The organism is Tolypothrix sp. FACHB-123, assembly GCF_014697075.1.
GTDB lineage: Bacteria > Cyanobacteriota > Cyanobacteriia > Cyanobacteriales > Nostocaceae > Aulosira.
On sequence record NZ_JACJRE010000030.1, the window covers coordinates 1 to 18,541 of the forward strand.

Genomic DNA, 18,541 nt, shown 5'->3' on the forward strand with positions numbered 1-18,541 from the left:
ATGTCAATACATATAAGGCTTTTGGCAAAATAAAGATGCTTTTTTTGTGTTTATATGAGTGCTATAACTAATAATTTGGCATAATAGCTACTGAAGAACCACAATTTTTTTGAGCACTTATACATGAAAATAGCAAACTAACGCCAATTACGCAGGGTATATATAATCCCATGCCCAATGCCCAATGCCCAACTTCTGATTTCTTAACGAAAAGCAAAACATTTCTGAGTAATTTGCAGTACAGAATAGTTTTCAGGCAGTAATTTAATACAAATCATGTCTCAACCCACCATAGAATCAATCCTACAAGAAACACGTTTATTTCCCCCGTCTGCGGAATTCTCCCAAAAAGCCCAGATTAAAAGCCTGGAAGATTACCAACGCCTTTACGATAAAGCTAAAGCAGATCCGCAAGCATTTTGGGCAGAATTAGCCGAAACTGAGTTACATTGGTTTCAAAAGTGGGACAAGGTGCTAGATTGGCAACCACCTTTTGCTAAATGGTTTGTCGGTGGTAAGACAAATATTTCATATAACTGCTTAGATAGACACCTCAACACTTGGCGCAAAAATAAAGCTGCGCTGATTTGGGAAGGTGAACCGGGAGATTCCCGCACCTTGACTTACGCACAATTACATCGAGAAGTTTGTCAGTTCGCCAATGCTTTAAAACAATTAGGAATTCAAAAAGGCGATCGCGTCGGTATTTATATGCCAATGATTCCCGAAGCCGCGATCGCTATGTTAGCCTGTGCGCGAATTGGCGCACCTCACAGTGTAGTTTTTGGTGGTTTCAGTGCGGAAGCTTTGCGCGATCGCTTAGTTGATGCAGAAGCCAAGCTAGTAATTACAGCTGATGGTGGTTGGCGTAAAGATGCGATCGTTCCCCTCAAAGAACAGGTAGACAAAGCTTTAGCGAATAACGCTGTCCCCAATGTCAAAAACGTCCTGGTAGTACAGCGTACCAAGCAAGAAACACACATGGAAGCAGGGCGTGACCATTGGTGGCACGATTTACAAAAAGGTATATCTGCTGATTGTCCTGCCGAACCAATGGACAGCGAAGATTTACTATTTATTCTCTACACTTCTGGCAGCACAGGCAAACCAAAGGGTGTGGTACATACAACCGCTGGGTATAACTTATATACTCACATGACCACAAAATGGATCTTTGATTTACAAGACACAGATGTATATTGGTGTACCGCCGATGTCGGTTGGATTACTGGTCACAGCTACATAGTTTACGGCCCCCTTTCCAACGGAGCCACAACCCTAATGTACGAAGGTGCGCCCCGTGCATCTAATCCCGGCTGTTTCTGGGATGTAATTGAAAAATATGGCGTAAATATTTTTTATACTGCACCTACAGCAATTCGGGCATTTATTAAAATGGGCGATCAACATCCCAACGCCCGCAACTTATCATCCTTGCGTTTATTGGGAACCGTAGGCGAACCGATTAACCCAGAAGCTTGGATCTGGTATCATAAAGTTATTGGTGGGGAACGCTGCCCGATTGTGGATACATGGTGGCAAACGGAAACTGGCGGTATTATGATTACACCTCTACCAGGCGCAATCCCCACGAAACCCGGTTCAGCCACCCTTCCCTTCCCTGGAATTCTTGCAGACATCGTAGATTTAGATGGTAATTCTGTCGCCGACAACCAAGGCGGTTACTTAGCAATCCGCCATCCTTGGCCGGGAATGATGCGCACAGTATACGGCGATCCAGAACGCTTCCGCCGTACCTACTGGGAACACATACCCCCGAAAGATGGTAACTACACATATTTTGCAGGCGATGGAGCCAGAAAAGATGAAGACGGTTACTTCTGGGTAATGGGACGTGTAGACGATGTACTCAACGTATCCGGACATCGCCTTGGTACAATGGAAGTAGAATCAGCCTTAGTATCCCATCCCGCAGTCGCAGAAGCCGCAGTAGTGGGTAAACCTGACGAACTCAAAGGTGAAGAAGTTGTAGCTTTTATTACCTTAGAAGGAACTTACCAAGCAAGTGAAGATTTAAGTAAAGAACTCAAGCGCCACGTTGTCCAAGAAATTGGTGCGATCGCGCGTCCCGGCGAAATCCGCTTTACAGACGCCTTACCCAAAACGCGATCGGGTAAAATCATGCGCCGCTTACTCCGAAACCTCGCCGCCGGTCAAGAAGTCTCCGGCGACACCTCAACCCTAGAAGATCGCAGCGTCCTAGATAAATTACGCGAAGGAGCATAATTTAATAGTCAATAGTCAACCGTCAACCGTCAACCGTCAACCGTCAAAGTCCCAATGACAACTGACAACTGACCGTGGAACATTTAATACGCGATCCCCAGTCAATTTTAATTGAGGTGCGTTTGTGATGAGCTAACGCACCTCAATTTATCATGAGAATTAGAACACTGTTGAGGAATTGAGGGCAATGAAGCTGAACAACCAATATCAATCAGTATTTGTTCAACCTCTGAGTTACATAACACTGAGCATCATAACTGCAATTTCTATTTCACCATCAGTATTTGCTGTAACTGCACAAGATTCTTTACATAATCCGAAATTCGCGGCTGACAAATTAACTAGACAGCCAAAGTTTAATAGCCAAGAGTTAAAAATAGCACAAATTCAAGAAGACACCATTGTTCGCGAGCGATCGCAGTTCATTCAGCAAGCTAATAATTTATTGAATCAAGGCGATTTCAAAGGTGCAGAGGAAAGTTTGCGTAAATTTCTCAAACGATTTCCCGACGACGCCTTTGGACACTATCAACTCGGAAATGTCCTATTTCGCCAAGAAAGGCTAGAGGAAGCCATAACTTCATACCAAGAAGCCATTCGTCTCAGACCAAAATATGCACTAGCTTACAATGCCTTAGGGATCGTTCACGCCAGCCAATCTCAGTGGGATGATGCGATGGCTCAATATCGCAAAGCTTTAGAAATTAACCCTAATTATGCTGATGCACTAACTAATTTAGCACTAGCACTGTGGCAGACAAATAAAAAAGATGAAGCTCTTGCTTCTTTGACAAAAGCTTTAGATATTTTCAAATCACAAAATAGAAGCGAAAAAGCTTATCAAGTTGAACAAATTTTGCAAAAAATCAAAGAATCTGATAATCCAGGTTTATCTTGATATCAAATTCGTAATTTGTAATTTGAATGCAGGTAAAAATAAAATACATTTTTATAGGGGTTTAGCAATGCTAAACCCTTCATCGTTTACAGGAAAACTCGCGATTTAAGTAAACCAAAATCATAATTAATTTATACAATACATAAATCCTAATGACAAATGACCTGAATATTGCCATCATTATCCTCGCAGCCGGTGCATCAAGCCGAATGGGTCAGCCAAAACAACTGTTACCCTATCAAGGACGCAGCCTGCTTCAACACACAGTTGAAAGTGCGATCGCTTCATTATGCAACCCTGTAATCGTAGTTTTAGGCGCTAACGCACAACAAATCCGTTCCCAAGTTAATCAAAATTTAGTGCAAATAGTTGAAAATCCGCAATGGCATTTAGGAATGAGTACGTCAATTCGTAGTGGTATTTCTGCACTCAACAACTACTCGCAAAATATAGAAGCCGCAGTCATTACTGTTTGCGATCAACCATATATTTCCACAGAAATTATTAATAATTTAATAGCTGCCTATTCTTCCACAAAAAAACCTATAGTAGCTTCTCAATATGCAGAAACTTTAGGCGTACCCGCTTTATTTAGCCGCCAATTTTTTCCCGAATTACTAGAACTAAATAAAGATACTGGTGCAAAATATTTAATTAAAAAATATCGGGATTTAGTCTTAACAGTTAATTTTCCCTTAGGCTCAATTGATATCGACACTCCTCAGGATTATGAAACCTTGCAAGCAAATATCCTGTCAAAGGAATAGAATTTGATAATTTTACTTAACAAATGGAACTCATAACCAAGCATAAAGTCATACTGAGCTAAGGATATGCTTTATCAATTACCTAGCTAATATTAGTATGCAACTTAAGTCTATTCCTACTGCGATCGCCTTATCACTTATCAGCATCGGAATTTCTCATATAGCTTATACTCAAACTCCCACCGCCCAACAAGCACAATTAAATCAAGAAGTTGCAGTACTTCGCCCACAGGGATCTCGTGGTTTAGAAAAATTTTTAAATAATCATGCTTCACAACTCAAAAACCCTTCCCCAGAAATACGCCAAGCATTAGATAAACTTTGTCAGCAGAGAGACTGTTACGCTTCTAAACTTTACTGGTACACCGATATAGAACAAGCTAAAGCTGCGGCTAAAGCTAGTAATAAACCCATTCTTTCACTACGGTTATTAGGAAATCTCGATCAAGATTTAAGTTGTGCTAACAGTCGCTTTTTCCGCGTAGCTTTATATCCCAATGCCGAAATATCCCAATTCCTGCGCGATCGCTATATACTACACTGGGAATCTGTACGCCCAGTACCCAAAGTTACCGTAGATTTTGGCGATGGACGCAAGCTAGAACGAACGCTTACAGGTAATAGTATTCACTACATCTTAGACAGTTCTGGCGTACCTGTAGACGCAATTCCTGGTTTATACGGGCCGCAAGCCTTTTTACGTCAGCTAGTAGCTGGAGAACAAGCAGTTAAAGAATATAGTAAATCCCAAGGTGTCGCCCGTGCTGGTTTTTTGCGTGATTATCATAGTCAACAATTAGCATCAATTCAACGTCAATGGCTTGCAGATTTAGCCAACCTTGGTATCAAAAACCCACCTCGTCTAGTAGAATTTTCCCCCAACGGTAACGAAGCACCTAACGCCAGTGTCGCAGGTACCCTAGCTGTTACTAAAATGCGCGTAGAATCTCCCATACTCCGTAACATCAATGCTGCTAGCATTAATCAACAAGCACTTCAAGAAATTACTGATGCAGCCACATGGGAAAAAATTGCTCAACACTACACAGCAGATGTCAAATTAGATAATAACAGCGTGGCATTAATCCGTAATAAACGGTTTCAAGACAGCAAAACCGATAATTTACAGCGCGTTATCAGCAATTTTCAAGCAGCAATGGCATTAGATACGGTAAGAAATGAGTATACTTTGCACAGCCAAATCCATCAGTGGTTTATGCAAGAAAACGTCACAAATAATGTCAAAGCCTTGAATGATAAAGTTTACAGCGAATTATTTCTCACTCCTAATGCTGACCCGTGGTTAGGCTTAATGAGTAGTGAAAGCTACAGCGCCATTGATAATGATGGCATTAGAAAATAATCCAGCTAATCCCTCATAGGAAAACCACAACCAAACATAAAAATCTCTCTTCCCTAGTCCCTATTCCCTATTCCCTAGTACCTGGATTCAAAATCTTAAATAATACATTAACTGAGCGATCGCATCTGCTGGTAGCTCCAAGCGCTGCTGGAAATCAACCAAATTGCGGTATGGCCCAGCAGATAGACGATTTTGCACCACTGCTTGCGCGAGAGATAAATCAATAAAAGGTATTTTTACCAGATTCTCAACTGTGGCGGTATTGGGATTAACTAAAGGCGCAGGACAATCGAGAGATTCTTCGTCATAGTAAACAAAATTCAGCAATTGCTTGACTGGTTGTAGCCGCTGCACAGGAATAGCTAAAGCCGCCGCAATATCTTCAATACAATAGAATTTAACACCAGAACGCGATAATTCCACAAGCGATCGCGCCTGGTGAATCGATAAACCTGGTAAACGTAACCAATCATCGACAGTCGCTTGATTAGCGTCAATCTGAATCCCCAGTTGTATCGCGATCTGCACTTCTTCCCCAGATTGTAATCTGTAGTAGGGGTCGTTAAGCAGTTTAGTACGGAGTTTTTGCAACCTGAGATTTAAAGGTAGCCAGTTTTTCATATTGTTGCAGGGGTCAAGAAATCTGGTCTAGCAGCTGGCGACGCTTTTGCTCAAATTCGTACTCAGAGATCAGTCCATCTTGACGCAAAGCATCTAACTCCCGCAAAGCTTCAGCCATTGCGCCTACTTGATTGCTCACTTGCTGTGAGTTCTTAATTGCTGATTTACCAAAATTAAAATTGCGATCAAAAGCTTCTTCATCTTGCGCCAAATACCAAACCCCCTCAATCGCACTAGCAACTTTGGGGATAGGTGTCCAAGACAGCAAAACATACAATACACCCCAGAAAGGCTGTCCTAAATAAAACTTATGTAATCCAGAAATGGTCAGCGTGCCAGAAAAAGCTAAAATAGCGGCTACGCTGCGGCTTTTTCGCTTAGTCAACATATTCCCAAATTTAGCATTTGTCATTTGTTCGTGGTCGATTCTCAATTATCAATGCTCAGTTGTCTGTGAATTTAACCTAAGTGCTGGTCACTTGCTCATTTTCTTAAATGCGGGTAGTAGTTATTGCATTATAAAACCATAAATTTACTGAAATATTATATTGAGCTAATACTAATATTCGCTAGGAATTACTTACTCTGAAAAGACTGCATTATATACACTTACAAGATAGGAACTGAAGCTGGTGTTTACAAGTAAAAATTGCCACAACCCTCATAATTTCCTCACTTTTTATACATATTCTGAAATCAAGGTTCTCATGAAAGCAAATTCATGTATCCTACAACTTCTCAAGCCCAAGCTGAAACTTAATACAGACAAACAACTTATTTAAAATTTGTAGGGCTAGTAACCTACTTAATATGAATCTATTGTATTGATTTCTGCTCCAGGCTATCAATGGGAAATAAGTAGGCTATATTCAAAGAACTTATACCTCAAGGAAACGCTCAAATTCATTGTATTTACTAGTATTTACTGAAAAGATATATGTAATACATTAAATTACATAACTCACTTTTGAGAGAACTCTTCAAATAGCAACAAGACTTCAGGCGAAATTCTCAATCAAGCTAGTTTTAGCCCAAAAATCAACTTCTCGGTTTTGAGTTATCTGAATTGTTGCACTACCTTTACCTGTTGTTGCTAAACGCACTGGTGCTAATCATGCTAAAACTAAGAGTCAAACAAGTGGAACAGAGATTAGAGGAAAATAATTCTCAAGCCAACATACAACAATACGCTGACCGTCACTACCAGCGGGCTATGCAGTATGCCAACCAAAAAAACTGGCCTAGTTGTGTGCAAGAGTTACGAGAAGCCATCAAGCTAGAACCGAAGAATAGTGACTATCATGCATTACTCGGTGTTGCCTATGCGCAACAAAATTTTCAGGGAATGGCAACGGTTTACATTCGCCAAGCATTAAAATTAAATCCTCAACATCCTCTAGCTTTGAAATACGCTGAGAAGTTAGGTCTTAATGGATCGTCTCAAAACGCGAATCCTAAATCTGTACCCATGTCTCTCAACATTGCCAACGTCTTAAGCAGGTTTTCATCTCGTCAAGGTTCTTGAGTCAAGTGGTGAAATTTCCCTAACTAACCGTAATCCAACCGTAGCTTGTTCCTTAGATGATTGCCCTAGACTAGAATGAAAATATAAGCAAAACCATAATTTACTGAGTTTTAATACTCAGTGGAATATTAAACAAAATGGGATTCTTTGATTCTGAAATAGTTCAGCAAGAGGCAAAGCAGCTATTTGATGATTATCAAGCGCTAATCAAGCTTGGTAACAATTACGGCAAATTTGACCGTGAAGGCAAAAAGCTGTTCATTGAGCAAATGGAAGCCATGATGGATCGTTACCGTATCTTTATGAAGCGTTTCGAGCTTTCTGAAGATTTCATGGCGCAAATGACTATGGAACAGATGAAAACACAGCTAGGCCAGTTTGGGGTAACCCCTCAACAAATGTTTGACCAAATGCACCTAACCCTACAGCGGATGAAAACCGAACTGGAAAAACAAGCTTAGGTTTTAGGGGCTAGAGGCTAGAAGTTAGGGGCTAGAAATCTATGCACCAGCCAAAGACTTTTTCAATTTTTGTCTCCTCAGTCCCTAGTCCCTAATCTGTAACCCCTATCTCCTAATTCTTCTCATTCGCTTTGGGGCGAGGAAATTGAGAGGGCGATTTAAAGTTCTCGACTGGGACATTTTTGAGTGCCTTCTGCATAAAATCTCGCCAGATTGGCGCTACCATGACACCACCTGTAGCACCGCTGGCTAATTGTCTGTTATCGTCCCTACCTACCCAAACGGCAGTTGTTAACTGGGGTACAGTACCGACAAACCAAATATCTTTTTCTGAGGATGTTGTGCCCGTCTTGCCAGCAGCAGGTCGGCCGATAGCGGCGTTTTTGCCAGTACCATCAGTAATTACCGATTGCATAGTATTAATAATTGCCGCCGATGCCCAAGGATCGAGAACTAGTTGGGGTTTTGGCGTGTTATCTAGTAATACGTTACCGCTACTATCTGTAATTCGAGCAATTACTGTTGGTGGTGACTGCCAACCATAATTAGCAAAGGTGGCGTAAGCGCTAGCCATTTCCATTGGTGTTACACCAATTGCACCAAGAGGTAAAGAAGTCACTGGTTCCATCGGACTCATAATCCCCAAGGTGCGGCAGGTTTCGACTACTTTATTCATGCCTATAGCCTTACCCAGCTTAATTACAGGGATATTGCGCGACTGAGCCAGGGCAGTACGAATTGACATCGCGCCGGCAAAGCCACCATCATAGTTGCGCGGATAGTACCAACCATCACCATCGCGATAGCTAACTGGAGCATCTACGACTGTACTATCGGGCGCAAACCTGCCAGAAGCAAAAGCAGCGTAGTAAACAAACGGTTTAAAAGAAGAACCTGGCTGACGCTGGGCTTGGGTGGCGCGGTTGAATTCACTAATTTTAGGATCTACGCCACCCACTAAGGCTTTGACAAAATGCGTCCGCGGATCAATTGCCACAAGGGCTATTTGGTTTTTGGATAACCCTTGGCCCCGAAGAGTATTGTGCCACTTGACAACAGTTTGCTCTGCCATTTTTTGGAATTCAGCATCAACTGTAGTTTGGACGCGCATACCACCTTTTAGCAATGCATCACGACCGAACTTTTTCGCTAATTCTTGGGCAACTGTATTAGTTACATAAGGTAAGGCACTACCTTGGAAAGAGCGAATTTTACCCAGTTTAATTTCTTGCTTGAGGGCATCATCATATTCTTTCTGAGTAATCCAATTCAAGTCCAGCATCCGCCCTAAAACTTCTTTTTGTTTCTGCTTTGCCAATTTCATGCTGACAAAAGGGCTGAATTCTTCTGGTGCTTGAATTAAACCAGCCATCATTGCTGATTCACCCAAGTTTAAATATTCTGATGATTTGTTAAAGTAACTCCGTGCTGCTGTTTGCACACCATAGTTGTTATGACCCCAATAAACTTGATTGAGGTACATTTCTAAAATTTGGTCTTTAGTCAGAATTTGTTCTAAGCGAATTGCCAGTACTGCTTCTGCTAGCTTCCGGGTAAAGGCACGCTTATGAGACAAAAATAAGTTTTTCACCAGCTGCATGGTGATGGTGGAACCACCTTCTTTAACGCCACCAGCGATGGAGTTAACAATGATCGCCCGACCTACACCTGTGGGATTGATACCATGATGATTGTAGAAATGTCCGTCTTCACTGGCTAATACTGCACGTTTGAGATGGGGAGAAATTTTATCTAGAGGGACAACTTCTCGGTTGGCTTCTCCATGAACGCTTGTTAAGAGTTTTCCTTTTAGATCGTAAATATAAGTGGTTTCTGAAGGAAAGAAGTTACGTAATTGCCTGACATCTGGCAAATTACGGAAACTAATAGCCAAGCCCACCAATCCCCCCGCTACAATTGAGCTTGTGAGCATTGTGATTGATAGTAGAGTTCCGCCAGCTACCTGACCTACTCCTTTCAAAAACTCAAAACCTGATGAAGCCTTATTTTGGGCTTCCTTGTCTTCAAAAGTCCTAGACGACACGGCGATTTCACTTCCTCACTTGTAAATATAAATGTAATTGATTTGGCGAAGCAAGGCGGTTAATTTTTTGCAATTATAGTAGTTTGGCAGGTAAGACAACGGACAAATTGCCAGTGAATACAACCAACTTAACTTCTCTCGGTCAAAATTTAATTAATAGCGAATCTCCTAGTATGGCGCAAGATTTTGCTTGGTTGCGTCGTGGTGTAGTAGAAATTTTTCCCCAACCAACTGATGCTGATAGCGAAATTGAAAGTTTAGAACAGCGTTTGGCAAGTACAAATCGACCTTTAAGGGTCAAATTGGGCATTGATCCAACTGGCGCTGATATTCATCTTGGTCATAGCATACCGGTAAGAAAACTGCGAGCTTTTCAAGATGCTGGTCATACCGCAGTACTAATTATTGGTGATTTTACGGCGCGGATTGGCGATCCGACTGGTAAATCTGAGGTGCGTCGCCAGCTGACAGAAAAAGAGGTGGCACAAAACGCCCAGACTTATCTTGAGCAAGTACGTCCTATATTGGATTTTGACACACCAGGAAGGTTAGAGGTACGTTACAACTCCCAATGGCTCTCACAACTGGATTTAGGCAAGATTTTAGAGTTACTCTCAACGATGACTGTGGGGCAGATGCTAGCCAAGGAAGGATTTGCCGAACGTTATAAAAAGGAGAATCCAATTTTCCTGCATGAGTTCCTTTATCCGTTGATGCAGGGCTATGATTCGGTGGCTGTGGAGGCGGATGTTGAATTAGGCGGAACTGACCAAAAATTTAACATTGCTGTGGGGCGAGATTTACAACGCCGTTTTGGTCAAAAGCCGCAGTTTGGCTTACTGCTGCCAATTTTAATTGGTACAGATGGTGTACAAAAAATGTCGAAATCTCTAGGTAATTATGTGGGCTTGTCGGCACACCCATCGGAGAAGTATCAAAAATTGCAGGGTGTTCCCGATCGCTTACTAGAGCAGTATTTTGAACTGTTGACTGATTTTGCCTTGGATAAATTACCGGAGAATCCCCGCGATCGCCAATTACTTTTGGCTTGGGAAATTGTCAGGCAGTATCATGGCGAACAAGCAGCGAATCAGGCGAAGGAAGCTGCTGATAGTGGTGGGAAAAAAGGGGCGATTCCGGAATTTTCTTTGACTGGAATACAGCAGTTTCCCGTAAAGTTGGCTTATCTACTCAATGCTAGTGGCTTGTGTAAAAGTAGCGGCGAAGGTAAGCGGAAAATTCAAGAAGGTGGGGTTTACATAGATGGCGATCGCATTACCAATGTGGATACCAGTTTTGCCCAAGCTGATGAATTAACTGGCAAAGTCCTGCAAGTGGGTAAAAACAAGTTTGTGCGCTTAATACCTTAATTGGGGATAGAAACCAGTGATGAATCCTGAGCAGCGAATTATAGTACCTTTAGATGTCCCAGATATCGCCAGCGCGATCGCTCTAGTTGAACGGCTACCACAAGTTACTTTCTGGAAAGTTGGCTTGGAGTTGTTTACCAGCACTGGGCCAAGTATTCTCGAAATTCTCAAATCTCGCCAAAAGCAGATTTTTCTCGATTTAAAGTTTCATGACATCCCCAACACCGTAGCTGGTGCTTGTCAGGCTGCGGCACGTTATGGGGTAGATTTGTTAACAATTCACTCTACTGCTGGCAAAGATGCCCTGAAAGCGGCAACTGAGGCAGTTCAAACAGGGGCAGCACAAGCAGGTGTGAAACCGCCCAAATTAATTGCTATTACCCTGCTAACGAGCATTTCTGCCCGACAATTGGCATTTGATTTGAAAATTCCTTTAGAATTGCCAGAATACGCCCTATCAATGGCACTCCTCGCCCAAGAAACTGGATTAGATGGGGCAGTTTGTTCGCCCCAAGAAGTGGCACAGCTACGACAAACTTGCGGAAATGATTTTCTGTTGGTTTGTCCTGGCGTGCGCCCGACTTGGGCAGATAAAGGCGATCAAAAGCGATCGCTCACTCCCTCCCAAGCCATCCAATCTGGAGCAGATTACCTAGTAATTGGTCGTCCTATTACCAGTGCGGCGGAACCTGAGTTAGCTTGGAAGAGAATTTGTGAGGAGTTAGCACTTCCGCAAGCTCAGTGAACAGTCAATGGTCAGAGACGCGATTAATCACGTCTGTACAAGTTTCATTAGGCATCTGGCATTGAGTATTTATTTTAGTTACCCCCTCTGCCTCCTCTGCTTCCGGTCGCCGAGCGTTCGCGTAGCGTCTCCGTCAGGAGAAGCCGAGGCGCTGCCTACTCTGCTCTCCTACGCCTTCTGTCATGCATGGTGATGAAAATTTTCTCGTTGGGACTACCTCGGAACTTATGGCTGACGGTTTGTGGCTGCTTTGTGGCAGTTTGTAGTATTGGTAATCCAGTATTTTCGCAAAGCCTCCCCGTGTCTAAAGATAAAGCGGGGTTGGCTTGTATTGATCAACAACTAGACACTTTAACTACCTATTTACTGCGGGATCTACCTAGTTATACCAATCGGGTGACGCAACGCGCCCGCCGTCTCAGCCGGAAGAGTGAAGTTTATAGCTATGTTCTAGTAGCAGGTAGACCAGAGTTTACACCCCTACCTCTGAATCCTGGTATTAACAGCGTCAATAACGACAAAAGTGCAACATCAGGCGTAGAGCAGGTTTTTTTTACTACCTTAGAGCGGCAGTATATTGGAAGCAAAGCGCTGGAATTACAAGAATTCCACTGGTTATTGTTGACGAAAACTCAAAGCGGGTGGCGTTTGGTGATGATGTTTACCCAAACGGGGTCATCTGGGAAGCAGGAACTTCTGTCTCCACCACGGGATAGTAGCGGTAGCGCGATCGCTCAAGGGATAAATATTTGGTTGCGGGATTGTCAAGCGGGAAGCATCAAGATGGGGAATTAATTCGTCATTGGTCATTGGTCAATTAGACTGTCGCTAAGAGTGGGGAAACCCCACCCCTAGAGATGTATCTGTATCATTTTTTTAATTACGAATTACGAATTACGAATTACGAATTACGAATTATTGTTAATGTTCCTTTATCCCCATCTAAAGTCACTTCCTGCCCTACTGGTAATGCTGCATTACATTTATCGTGACCAAAGGGTAAGTCAGCAACAACAGGAATACCTAAATCGCCTAAGCGATCGCGCAAAACTTTTTCTACTGTAAAGCTAGGCACATTTTGCGGCGGTTCACATGCAGTAAAACCACCTAAGGCAATGCCCCTTATTTGGGATAAATTACTGCTTAAACGCCACTGTGTGAGCATTCTATCGATGCGGTAGGGTGCTTCTGAGACATCCTCAAAGGCTAAAATTACACCCGAAAAATCTGGTTGAAATGGTGTGGCTAAAAGATGGGTTGCTACTGTTAAATTACCTGGTAATAGTACTCCCGTGACGACACCATTACCCCAACCTTTACCTTGAAGTGGTTCAAGGTTACGACCTTCGATTAAATTAAATAATCGCTCGCACGACCAATCAGGCTCATTGGCGAGTGTGGTTAATACAGGGCCGTGAACGCTAGAAATTCCGACATTGTAAAGGCTCCACAATAAAGCGGTAATATCAGAAAAGCCTATCAACCATTTGGGATTTTCGATTAAGGATGATTCTGGTTGCCAATGCCAATTCTCTAGGATGCGGGTGCTACCAAAACCACCTCTAGCACAGAGAATACCCCGGCAATTTGGGTCTTTCCAGGCCTCTGCAAGCTGCTGGCGACGGTTGTTGTCGTTTCCTGCTAAATAGCCCCATTTATCTGTAATTTCTGGGGGAACTTCGATTTGATAACCGCGCGATCGCCAAATTTCTATACTCTGGTAAAAGCTATCAAATTCTCGCAACGCACCACTAGGGGCAATTACTCGCAGTAAATCGCCGGGTTTGAGAGGTGGGGGTAAGATTTTCGCTGGCATAAATTAATTACTAGTAGGAAAAGTTACTACACTTATCGTGTTAACAATGTAATGTAAGGATTTAGCTCTGATTTATTTTTTATTTCCGTAGAAATTTTATGCGCCAAGGAATGAAAGTGAGTCTAGCACTGCTAGCATTTTTAGGAAATCTGACATGGTGTGCGAGTGCCAAAGCAAATTTTAAAGGCAACCTGACGGTAGAAATTGATGGATTTAAAAATAAACAAGGGCAAGTCTGCGCCAGTATTTTTGCCAAGAGTCAAGGTTTTCCCAATAATCGCGATCGCGTTTTACAAAGGCAGTGTACCAAGATCACTGACACTTCTGTAAAGCTGACTTTTGAGAATTTACCAGCCGGTAGCTATGCCGTGGCTGTGATGCATGATAGAAATGAAGATTCAAAACTTAATCGTAATAGCTTAGGTATGCCCACAGAAGGCTTTGGATTTTCCAAAAATCCTGAAGTTCGCACCAGCGCACCCAAATTCAGCGAAGCCGCTATTGTTTTAGCAGGCCCAAATACCAACATTCAAGTACATTTGAAATATTTGTAAAATGGGCATGGGGCATTGGGTATTGGGCATTGGGTAAAAGTCAAGAGTCAACACTTCGACAAGTTCGGTGACCGCAGTCCATAGTCAATAGTCCATAATCCATAGCTATTTTCCCCCTGCTCCCCTGCCTTTTTTCCCATACCCTAATTATCATTTTCCTCATGTTCTGGCAAGGTTTCGCGATCGCATACAACACGGATGCGATTAATCTGGTTTAACGCATATCTTGCTGTTGACTGTACTTCTAAATCTGGATCTTCCACAGCATGGTTTAACATTTGGCTAACTTGGAACATCATGTCATAAACGCGAGTTAGATCGCGGATGGCATTTTGTCGCACTTGTGGGCTTTCATTTTGGATTGAAATTGCTAATGCACGGTTCATGGGTTTGAGGGTGCGGATACTGATTTCGCTTAAAGCTGCCAAAATTAGGCTGTGTTGTTGCGAATCTGCATCTACCATCAGGTCTAGCAACGGTTGAATCGCCCGTGAATCTCCTTGCTGTCCTAAATCCCAAATAGCTTTTTGTCGCTTTGCAGGATCGTGACTGTATAAGTCATTAATCAATTCATCAACTATATTGACTTTGGCTAGACGGGAAGTATTGGCTGGCGGTAACAATTTTGGTGTCATAGATGCGGTGGCTGAATCGGTAGTCGCATCTGCATCATCTTGATCTCGATTTTGGTCGGTGTTTGACTCTGGTAACCGTGGTGTGGTTGAGTTTTTGTCAGCTTCAGTTTTTGCCTCAGAATCTAAAGTTTCTGGCTGTGGCCATTCTTTGGATTTAGTGAACTTTCTCACAAAGTAAAGGATAGCGCCAAGACTGCCGAGGATTCCCAAACCCAAGAATGACCAGCGAATAACATTACTCTTAGTCGAATGTTTTGGCGCACTGGGCTTAGAAGTAGGTACAGGAGAGGCGGTAAATGAAGTTTTGGCAGTAATTGCTGATTGTAGACTTTTCCTGGTTGTGTTGCCAAAAATGCCGTCTGCTTCCAAACCCTGTGCTTTTTGAAATTTAGCTACAGCCGTTTTTGTAGTTTCTTTGTACTGTCCATCTACCGCACCTTGGTAATACCCCAACTGTTTTAATTGGGTTTGCAGGGTTTCTACATCCGATCCTGTACTATCGGGTCTGAGAGTAGTTTCGCGGACAGCTTGTGTGAGACTGGTTTGTGCCAGTACCAAAATTTTGGGTTGTAAATTAGGTATCGCTGGATTCGCAGGGGTCTGGTACAAACCCAGGGATAAAAAACAAGTCAAGATAGGGACTGAGGAGTGACATGGCCTCATATTACTAGTTTTGGACAACGGGTATTTTTGAAATGTTCGATACCACGATAACTTTAACTAGTCTAAAATTTAACTTTTATTTTGACAAAAAATTGCCTTTCTGACAGAGAGTCTCCCCATTAACTTCACCAAGATGAGTCTAGCCGTGTGACTGCTGCTGAAGTGGTTTACCTAAAAACCACAAGAATGCTCCCGCCACAACGAAGTTTGGCGGCGAGATGAATTGTTGGCTAAAAACGAGACACCCCTTAACTGAATCAAACCGCAGGTTTGACAAGTCGTTCGCGCAGCGTGTCGCAGACAGGGGTAGTTGAGTTTTTAGCAAAATCCGTGATATCATTACGTCAGTGAGATTGACGTAACAATGCTGGTATTTGAGGCAAAACTGGAAGGAACAAACGAGCAATATCAATCGCTGGATGAGGCAATTAGAACTGCTCGTTTTGTTCGCAATGCTTGCCTCCGGTACTGGATGGATAACCGGAATATTGGCAGATATGAGTTGAGTGCCTATTGCGCTGTACTTGCTGCCGATGAGAATTTCCCTTGGGCTGCCAAGCTCAACTCGATGGCTAGACAAGCTTCTGCTGAAAGAGCGTGGTCTGCAATTGCTAGATTTTTTGATAACTGCAAGAAATCTAAACCAGGGAAGAAAGGTTATCCACGTTTTAAAAAAGAACAAACTCACGGTTCTGTTGAGTACAAAACCAGTGGGTGGAAGCTCTCTGATGACCGTCGATACATCACTTTTAACGATGGTTTTAAAGCAGGAACTTTCAAACTCTGGGGAACCCGTGATTTGCACTTCTACCAGTTGAAACAGTTCAAGCGAGTGCGGGTTGTGCGTCGTGCCGATGGGTACTATGCCCAATTTTGTATTGACCAGGAACGGATAGAAAAGCGAGAACCAACGGGTAAAACTATTGGTTTGGATGTTGGGTTGTCCCAATTCTTGACTGATTCCGATGGGCAAACCGTTGAGAACCCTAGACACTTGCGTAAAAGCGAGAAGTCTTTGAAACGTCTGCAACGCAGATTGTCTAAAACCAAAAAGGGTTCTAAAAACGGAGTCAAGGCGAGAAATCGGCTCTCGCGAAAGCACCTCAAAGTAAGTAGGCAGCGTCAAGACTTTGCCGTGAAGACAGCAAGGTGCGTAGTCCAGTCGGCAGACTTGGTAGCCTATGAGGATTTGAAGGTGCGGAACATGGTCAAGAATAGACACTTGGCTAAGTCGATTAGTGATGCAGCATGGACGCAGTTTAGGCAATGGGTTGAGTATTTTGGCAAAGTTTTCGGAGTTGTCACGGTTGCCGTGCCACCTCATGGAACCAGTCAAAACTGCTCTGACTGTGGTGAAGTTGTCAAAAAATCTCTTAGCACCAGAACTCATATTTGTCCTCATTGTGGACATATTCAAGAGCGTGACCATAATGCTGCACGAAACATACTTGAGATTGGACTCCGTACCGTGGGGCACACGGGAACGTTAATCGCCTCTGGAGACATCGACCTCTGCTTGGGTGAGGTAACTCCTCCAAGTAAGCCGAGTCGTAGAAAGAGGAAATCCAAAGAGTGATCCTTGGAATCTCTCGCTACACCCGCAAGGGTTAGCGATGGGAGGATGTCAAGCTACATCCGTAAATTAACACCACCAAGTTTTTCTCAATTTGGATTCTGGTTAAGGCAGAACTTCTGGTTCCGATTCCCTTATAGTTAAACTGACAGGATTTATCTTCTTTGGAGTAGAGGCTTCTAAAATAGGTGGCTGATTCGTATTTTTTTCACCCACAGTCAACGTTTTGTTTGCTGCTAATTTATCGCGCTGATTGATGAGATAAATACTAATTAAAGTCAGAGATACTCCAATCCATTGCAAGGGACTAAGAACTTCTGCAAGGAAAAGATTACCAAATAGTAGGGCAAAAACTGGTGTGAGAAATGTCAGGGAACTGAGACTAGTGAGATTACCGCTAGAAGCAAAGTAGAAAAATAAACCATAAGCGATCGCACTACCAAAGATTGTGGCATAACCCAATGCCAGCCAATCAGATGGGACAATATTCTCCAATTGCTGGGACTCTAAAACAGATGATATCCCCCATAATGGCAAGCCGCCAATAATCATGTGCCATCCTGTAGCTACGACCGGATCGGCGTAGCGACAAACAAACCTAATCAACACTGTTCCTACAGCCATTGACAGTGCTGCTAATAGCATTAACCACTCGCCACTAGCAAATAACTCCTGCCAGTTACCGATGGTAATATCTACACCAGAACCGAGAACGTGAAAAATCCACTCATCGGGTAAGCCAATTAAACTGATACCAGCAACCCCTAGTCCTAGTCCCAGCCATCCCCAAAAACCAATTCGTTCTTGAAATAGCCACAATGACATCAAAGCTACAGCCAAAGGTTGAGAATCAATCATCACAGATCCCAACCCGGCGCTAGTTCTGACTAATCCTTCTGCTAAAAAGCCTTGAAACAGCGTTCCATCCACTAAGGCAAATAAGGCAATCCACAGCCATGCATCCCACCCCTTAGGTTGGGGTTTACCCATTAATGCAGCTGCGATTAGAATTAACACCCCGGCTGGTAGCAAACGCACTCCTGCCATAAATAGTGGCGTTGTGTGGGGTATCACTCCTTTCATTGCTACCATTGCTGTACCCCACAAGAAAAACGGGGCGATGAGGAGTAGGGAAGCGATGGGGAGACGTGATGCACTGATTTTCAGCTGCATGGGTTTGCTGATACCTTAGGTGATTAGGTGCAAAAATTGCTTTACCTAATTTTACCTAAATATGTCTTTTTGTGAAGGAAAAAATA

Annotated in this window: 17 protein-coding genes; 11 read left to right on the plus strand and 6 right to left on the minus strand. The window is 43.0% G+C overall.

Translation table 11 applies throughout. The features are described from left to right. Positions 1-276 precede the first annotated feature (276 nt). The 4 genes from acs (at position 277) to H6G41_RS19485 (ending at position 5,275) form a co-directional block, all read left to right on the plus strand. Entirely contained in the window at positions 277-2,247 is a 1,971-nt protein-coding gene (acs, locus tag H6G41_RS19470; RefSeq protein WP_190747832.1) for an acetate--CoA ligase, read from the plus strand. 187 nt (positions 2,248-2,434) lie between these two features. Further along, the gene (locus H6G41_RS19475) at positions 2,435-3,145 is read left to right on the plus strand and encodes a tetratricopeptide repeat protein (RefSeq protein ID WP_190747833.1); all 711 of its coding nucleotides are present in this window, start codon (positions 2,435-2,437) and stop codon (positions 3,143-3,145) included. Between the two features lie 152 nt (positions 3,146-3,297). Then, the gene (locus H6G41_RS19480) at positions 3,298-3,912 is read left to right on the plus strand and encodes an NTP transferase domain-containing protein (protein WP_190747834.1); all 615 of its coding nucleotides are present in this window, start codon (positions 3,298-3,300) and stop codon (positions 3,910-3,912) included. Between the two features lie 97 nt (positions 3,913-4,009). Then, the gene (locus H6G41_RS19485) at positions 4,010-5,275 is read left to right on the plus strand and encodes a hypothetical protein (RefSeq protein WP_190747835.1); all 1,266 of its coding nucleotides are present in this window, start codon (positions 4,010-4,012) and stop codon (positions 5,273-5,275) included. A gap of 87 nt (positions 5,276-5,362) precedes the next feature. On the opposite strand, the gene H6G41_RS19490 is transcribed toward H6G41_RS19485, so the two are convergent. Continuing rightward, the gene (locus tag H6G41_RS19490) at positions 5,363-5,896 is read right to left on the minus strand and encodes a ComEA family DNA-binding protein (protein ID WP_190747836.1); all 534 of its coding nucleotides are present in this window, start codon (positions 5,894-5,896) and stop codon (positions 5,363-5,365) included. A 13-nt stretch (positions 5,897-5,909) separates the two neighbouring features. Further along, the gene (locus tag H6G41_RS19495; RefSeq protein WP_190747898.1) at positions 5,910-6,284 is read right to left on the minus strand and encodes an NINE protein; all 375 of its coding nucleotides are present in this window, start codon (positions 6,282-6,284) and stop codon (positions 5,910-5,912) included. A gap of 726 nt (positions 6,285-7,010) precedes the next feature. On the opposite strand from H6G41_RS19495, the gene H6G41_RS19500 reads away from it, so the two are divergent. Both H6G41_RS19500 and H6G41_RS19505 read left to right on the plus strand, forming a co-directional pair. Continuing rightward, the gene (locus H6G41_RS19500; protein ID WP_190747837.1) at positions 7,011-7,421 is read left to right on the plus strand and encodes a hypothetical protein; all 411 of its coding nucleotides are present in this window, start codon (positions 7,011-7,013) and stop codon (positions 7,419-7,421) included. A gap of 137 nt (positions 7,422-7,558) precedes the next feature. After that, positions 7,559-7,882: a DUF1825 family protein gene (locus H6G41_RS19505; protein ID WP_190747838.1), complete on the plus strand. Its 324-nt coding sequence runs from the start codon at positions 7,559-7,561 to the stop codon at positions 7,880-7,882. A 112-nt stretch (positions 7,883-7,994) separates the two neighbouring features. Here the strand turns inward: H6G41_RS19505 and H6G41_RS19510 are convergent, their stop codons facing one another. Then, a complete protein-coding gene (locus H6G41_RS19510) occupies positions 7,995-9,926 on the minus strand; it encodes a transglycosylase domain-containing protein (protein ID WP_190747839.1) in 1,932 nt (643 codons plus the stop codon). A gap of 173 nt (positions 9,927-10,099) precedes the next feature. On the opposite strand from H6G41_RS19510, the gene tyrS reads away from it, so the two are divergent. The 3 genes from tyrS (at position 10,100) to H6G41_RS19525 (ending at position 12,836) form a co-directional block, all read left to right on the plus strand. Then, the gene (gene tyrS, locus H6G41_RS19515) at positions 10,100-11,296 is read left to right on the plus strand and encodes a tyrosine--tRNA ligase (RefSeq protein WP_190747899.1); all 1,197 of its coding nucleotides are present in this window, start codon (positions 10,100-10,102) and stop codon (positions 11,294-11,296) included. Between the two features lie 19 nt (positions 11,297-11,315). Beyond that, entirely contained in the window at positions 11,316-12,041 is a 726-nt protein-coding gene (gene pyrF, locus H6G41_RS19520; RefSeq protein WP_190747900.1) for an orotidine-5'-phosphate decarboxylase, read from the plus strand. A 192-nt stretch (positions 12,042-12,233) separates the two neighbouring features. After that, positions 12,234-12,836 carry a hypothetical protein gene (locus tag H6G41_RS19525; protein ID WP_242037981.1) on the plus strand — a complete coding sequence of 201 codons (603 nt, stop codon included), beginning with the start codon at positions 12,234-12,236 and terminating at the stop codon, positions 12,834-12,836. A 106-nt stretch (positions 12,837-12,942) separates the two neighbouring features. Here H6G41_RS19525 and H6G41_RS19530 read toward each other — a convergent pair whose 3' ends face one another. After that, positions 12,943-13,857 carry an LD-carboxypeptidase gene (locus H6G41_RS19530; RefSeq protein WP_190747841.1) on the minus strand — a complete coding sequence of 305 codons (915 nt, stop codon included), beginning with the start codon at positions 13,855-13,857 and terminating at the stop codon, positions 12,943-12,945. A gap of 98 nt (positions 13,858-13,955) precedes the next feature. Here H6G41_RS19530 and H6G41_RS19535 point away from each other — a divergent pair, with 98 nt between their 5' ends. Next, the gene (locus tag H6G41_RS19535) at positions 13,956-14,411 is read left to right on the plus strand and encodes a DUF2141 domain-containing protein (RefSeq protein ID WP_190747842.1); all 456 of its coding nucleotides are present in this window, start codon (positions 13,956-13,958) and stop codon (positions 14,409-14,411) included. 143 nt (positions 14,412-14,554) lie between these two features. Here the strand turns inward: H6G41_RS19535 and H6G41_RS19540 are convergent, their stop codons facing one another. After that, positions 14,555-15,604, minus strand: a complete 1,050-nt coding sequence (locus H6G41_RS19540; RefSeq protein WP_306790438.1) for a peptidoglycan-binding protein — start codon at positions 15,602-15,604, stop codon at positions 14,555-14,557. Between the two features lie 469 nt (positions 15,605-16,073). Between H6G41_RS19540 and H6G41_RS19545 the strand changes: the two genes are divergently transcribed. Then, positions 16,074-17,285 carry an RNA-guided endonuclease TnpB family protein gene (locus H6G41_RS19545; RefSeq protein WP_190747844.1) on the plus strand — a complete coding sequence of 404 codons (1,212 nt, stop codon included), beginning with the start codon at positions 16,074-16,076 and terminating at the stop codon, positions 17,283-17,285. Positions 17,286-17,387: 102 nt separating this feature from the next. Here the strand turns inward: H6G41_RS19545 and H6G41_RS19550 are convergent, their stop codons facing one another. Then, a complete protein-coding gene (locus tag H6G41_RS19550; protein WP_190747845.1) occupies positions 17,388-18,455 on the minus strand; it encodes a DMT family transporter in 1,068 nt (355 codons plus the stop codon). Between the last annotated feature and the right edge of the window lie 86 nt (positions 18,456-18,541).

What these genes read in the sequence shown, in the direction of transcription:
- acs (WP_190747832.1), top strand. Translation starts at nt 277, where the DNA reads ATGTCTCAACCCACCATAGAATCAATCCTACAAGAAACACGTTTATTT.
- H6G41_RS19475 (WP_190747833.1), top strand. Translation starts at nt 2,435, where the DNA reads ATGAAGCTGAACAACCAATATCAATCAGTATTTGTTCAACCTCTGAGT.
- H6G41_RS19480 (WP_190747834.1), top strand. Translation starts at nt 3,298, where the DNA reads ATGACAAATGACCTGAATATTGCCATCATTATCCTCGCAGCCGGTGCA.
- H6G41_RS19485 (WP_190747835.1), top strand. Translation starts at nt 4,010, where the DNA reads ATGCAACTTAAGTCTATTCCTACTGCGATCGCCTTATCACTTATCAGC.
- H6G41_RS19490 (WP_190747836.1), bottom strand. Translation starts at nt 5,896, where the DNA reads ATGAAAAACTGGCTACCTTTAAATCTCAGGTTGCAAAAACTCCGTACT.
- H6G41_RS19495 (WP_190747898.1), bottom strand. Translation starts at nt 6,284, where the DNA reads ATGTTGACTAAGCGAAAAAGCCGCAGCGTAGCCGCTATTTTAGCTTTT.
- H6G41_RS19500 (WP_190747837.1), top strand. Translation starts at nt 7,011, where the DNA reads ATGCTAAAACTAAGAGTCAAACAAGTGGAACAGAGATTAGAGGAAAAT.
- H6G41_RS19505 (WP_190747838.1), top strand. Translation starts at nt 7,559, where the DNA reads ATGGGATTCTTTGATTCTGAAATAGTTCAGCAAGAGGCAAAGCAGCTA.
- tyrS (WP_190747899.1), top strand. Translation starts at nt 10,100, where the DNA reads ATGGCGCAAGATTTTGCTTGGTTGCGTCGTGGTGTAGTAGAAATTTTT.
- pyrF (WP_190747900.1), top strand. Translation starts at nt 11,316, where the DNA reads ATGAATCCTGAGCAGCGAATTATAGTACCTTTAGATGTCCCAGATATC.
- H6G41_RS19525 (WP_242037981.1), top strand. Translation starts at nt 12,234, where the DNA reads ATGAAAATTTTCTCGTTGGGACTACCTCGGAACTTATGGCTGACGGTT.
- H6G41_RS19530 (WP_190747841.1), bottom strand. Translation starts at nt 13,857, where the DNA reads ATGCCAGCGAAAATCTTACCCCCACCTCTCAAACCCGGCGATTTACTG.
- H6G41_RS19535 (WP_190747842.1), top strand. Translation starts at nt 13,956, where the DNA reads ATGCGCCAAGGAATGAAAGTGAGTCTAGCACTGCTAGCATTTTTAGGA.
- H6G41_RS19545 (WP_190747844.1), top strand. Translation starts at nt 16,074, where the DNA reads ATGCTGGTATTTGAGGCAAAACTGGAAGGAACAAACGAGCAATATCAA.
- H6G41_RS19550 (WP_190747845.1), bottom strand. Translation starts at nt 18,455, where the DNA reads ATGCAGCTGAAAATCAGTGCATCACGTCTCCCCATCGCTTCCCTACTC.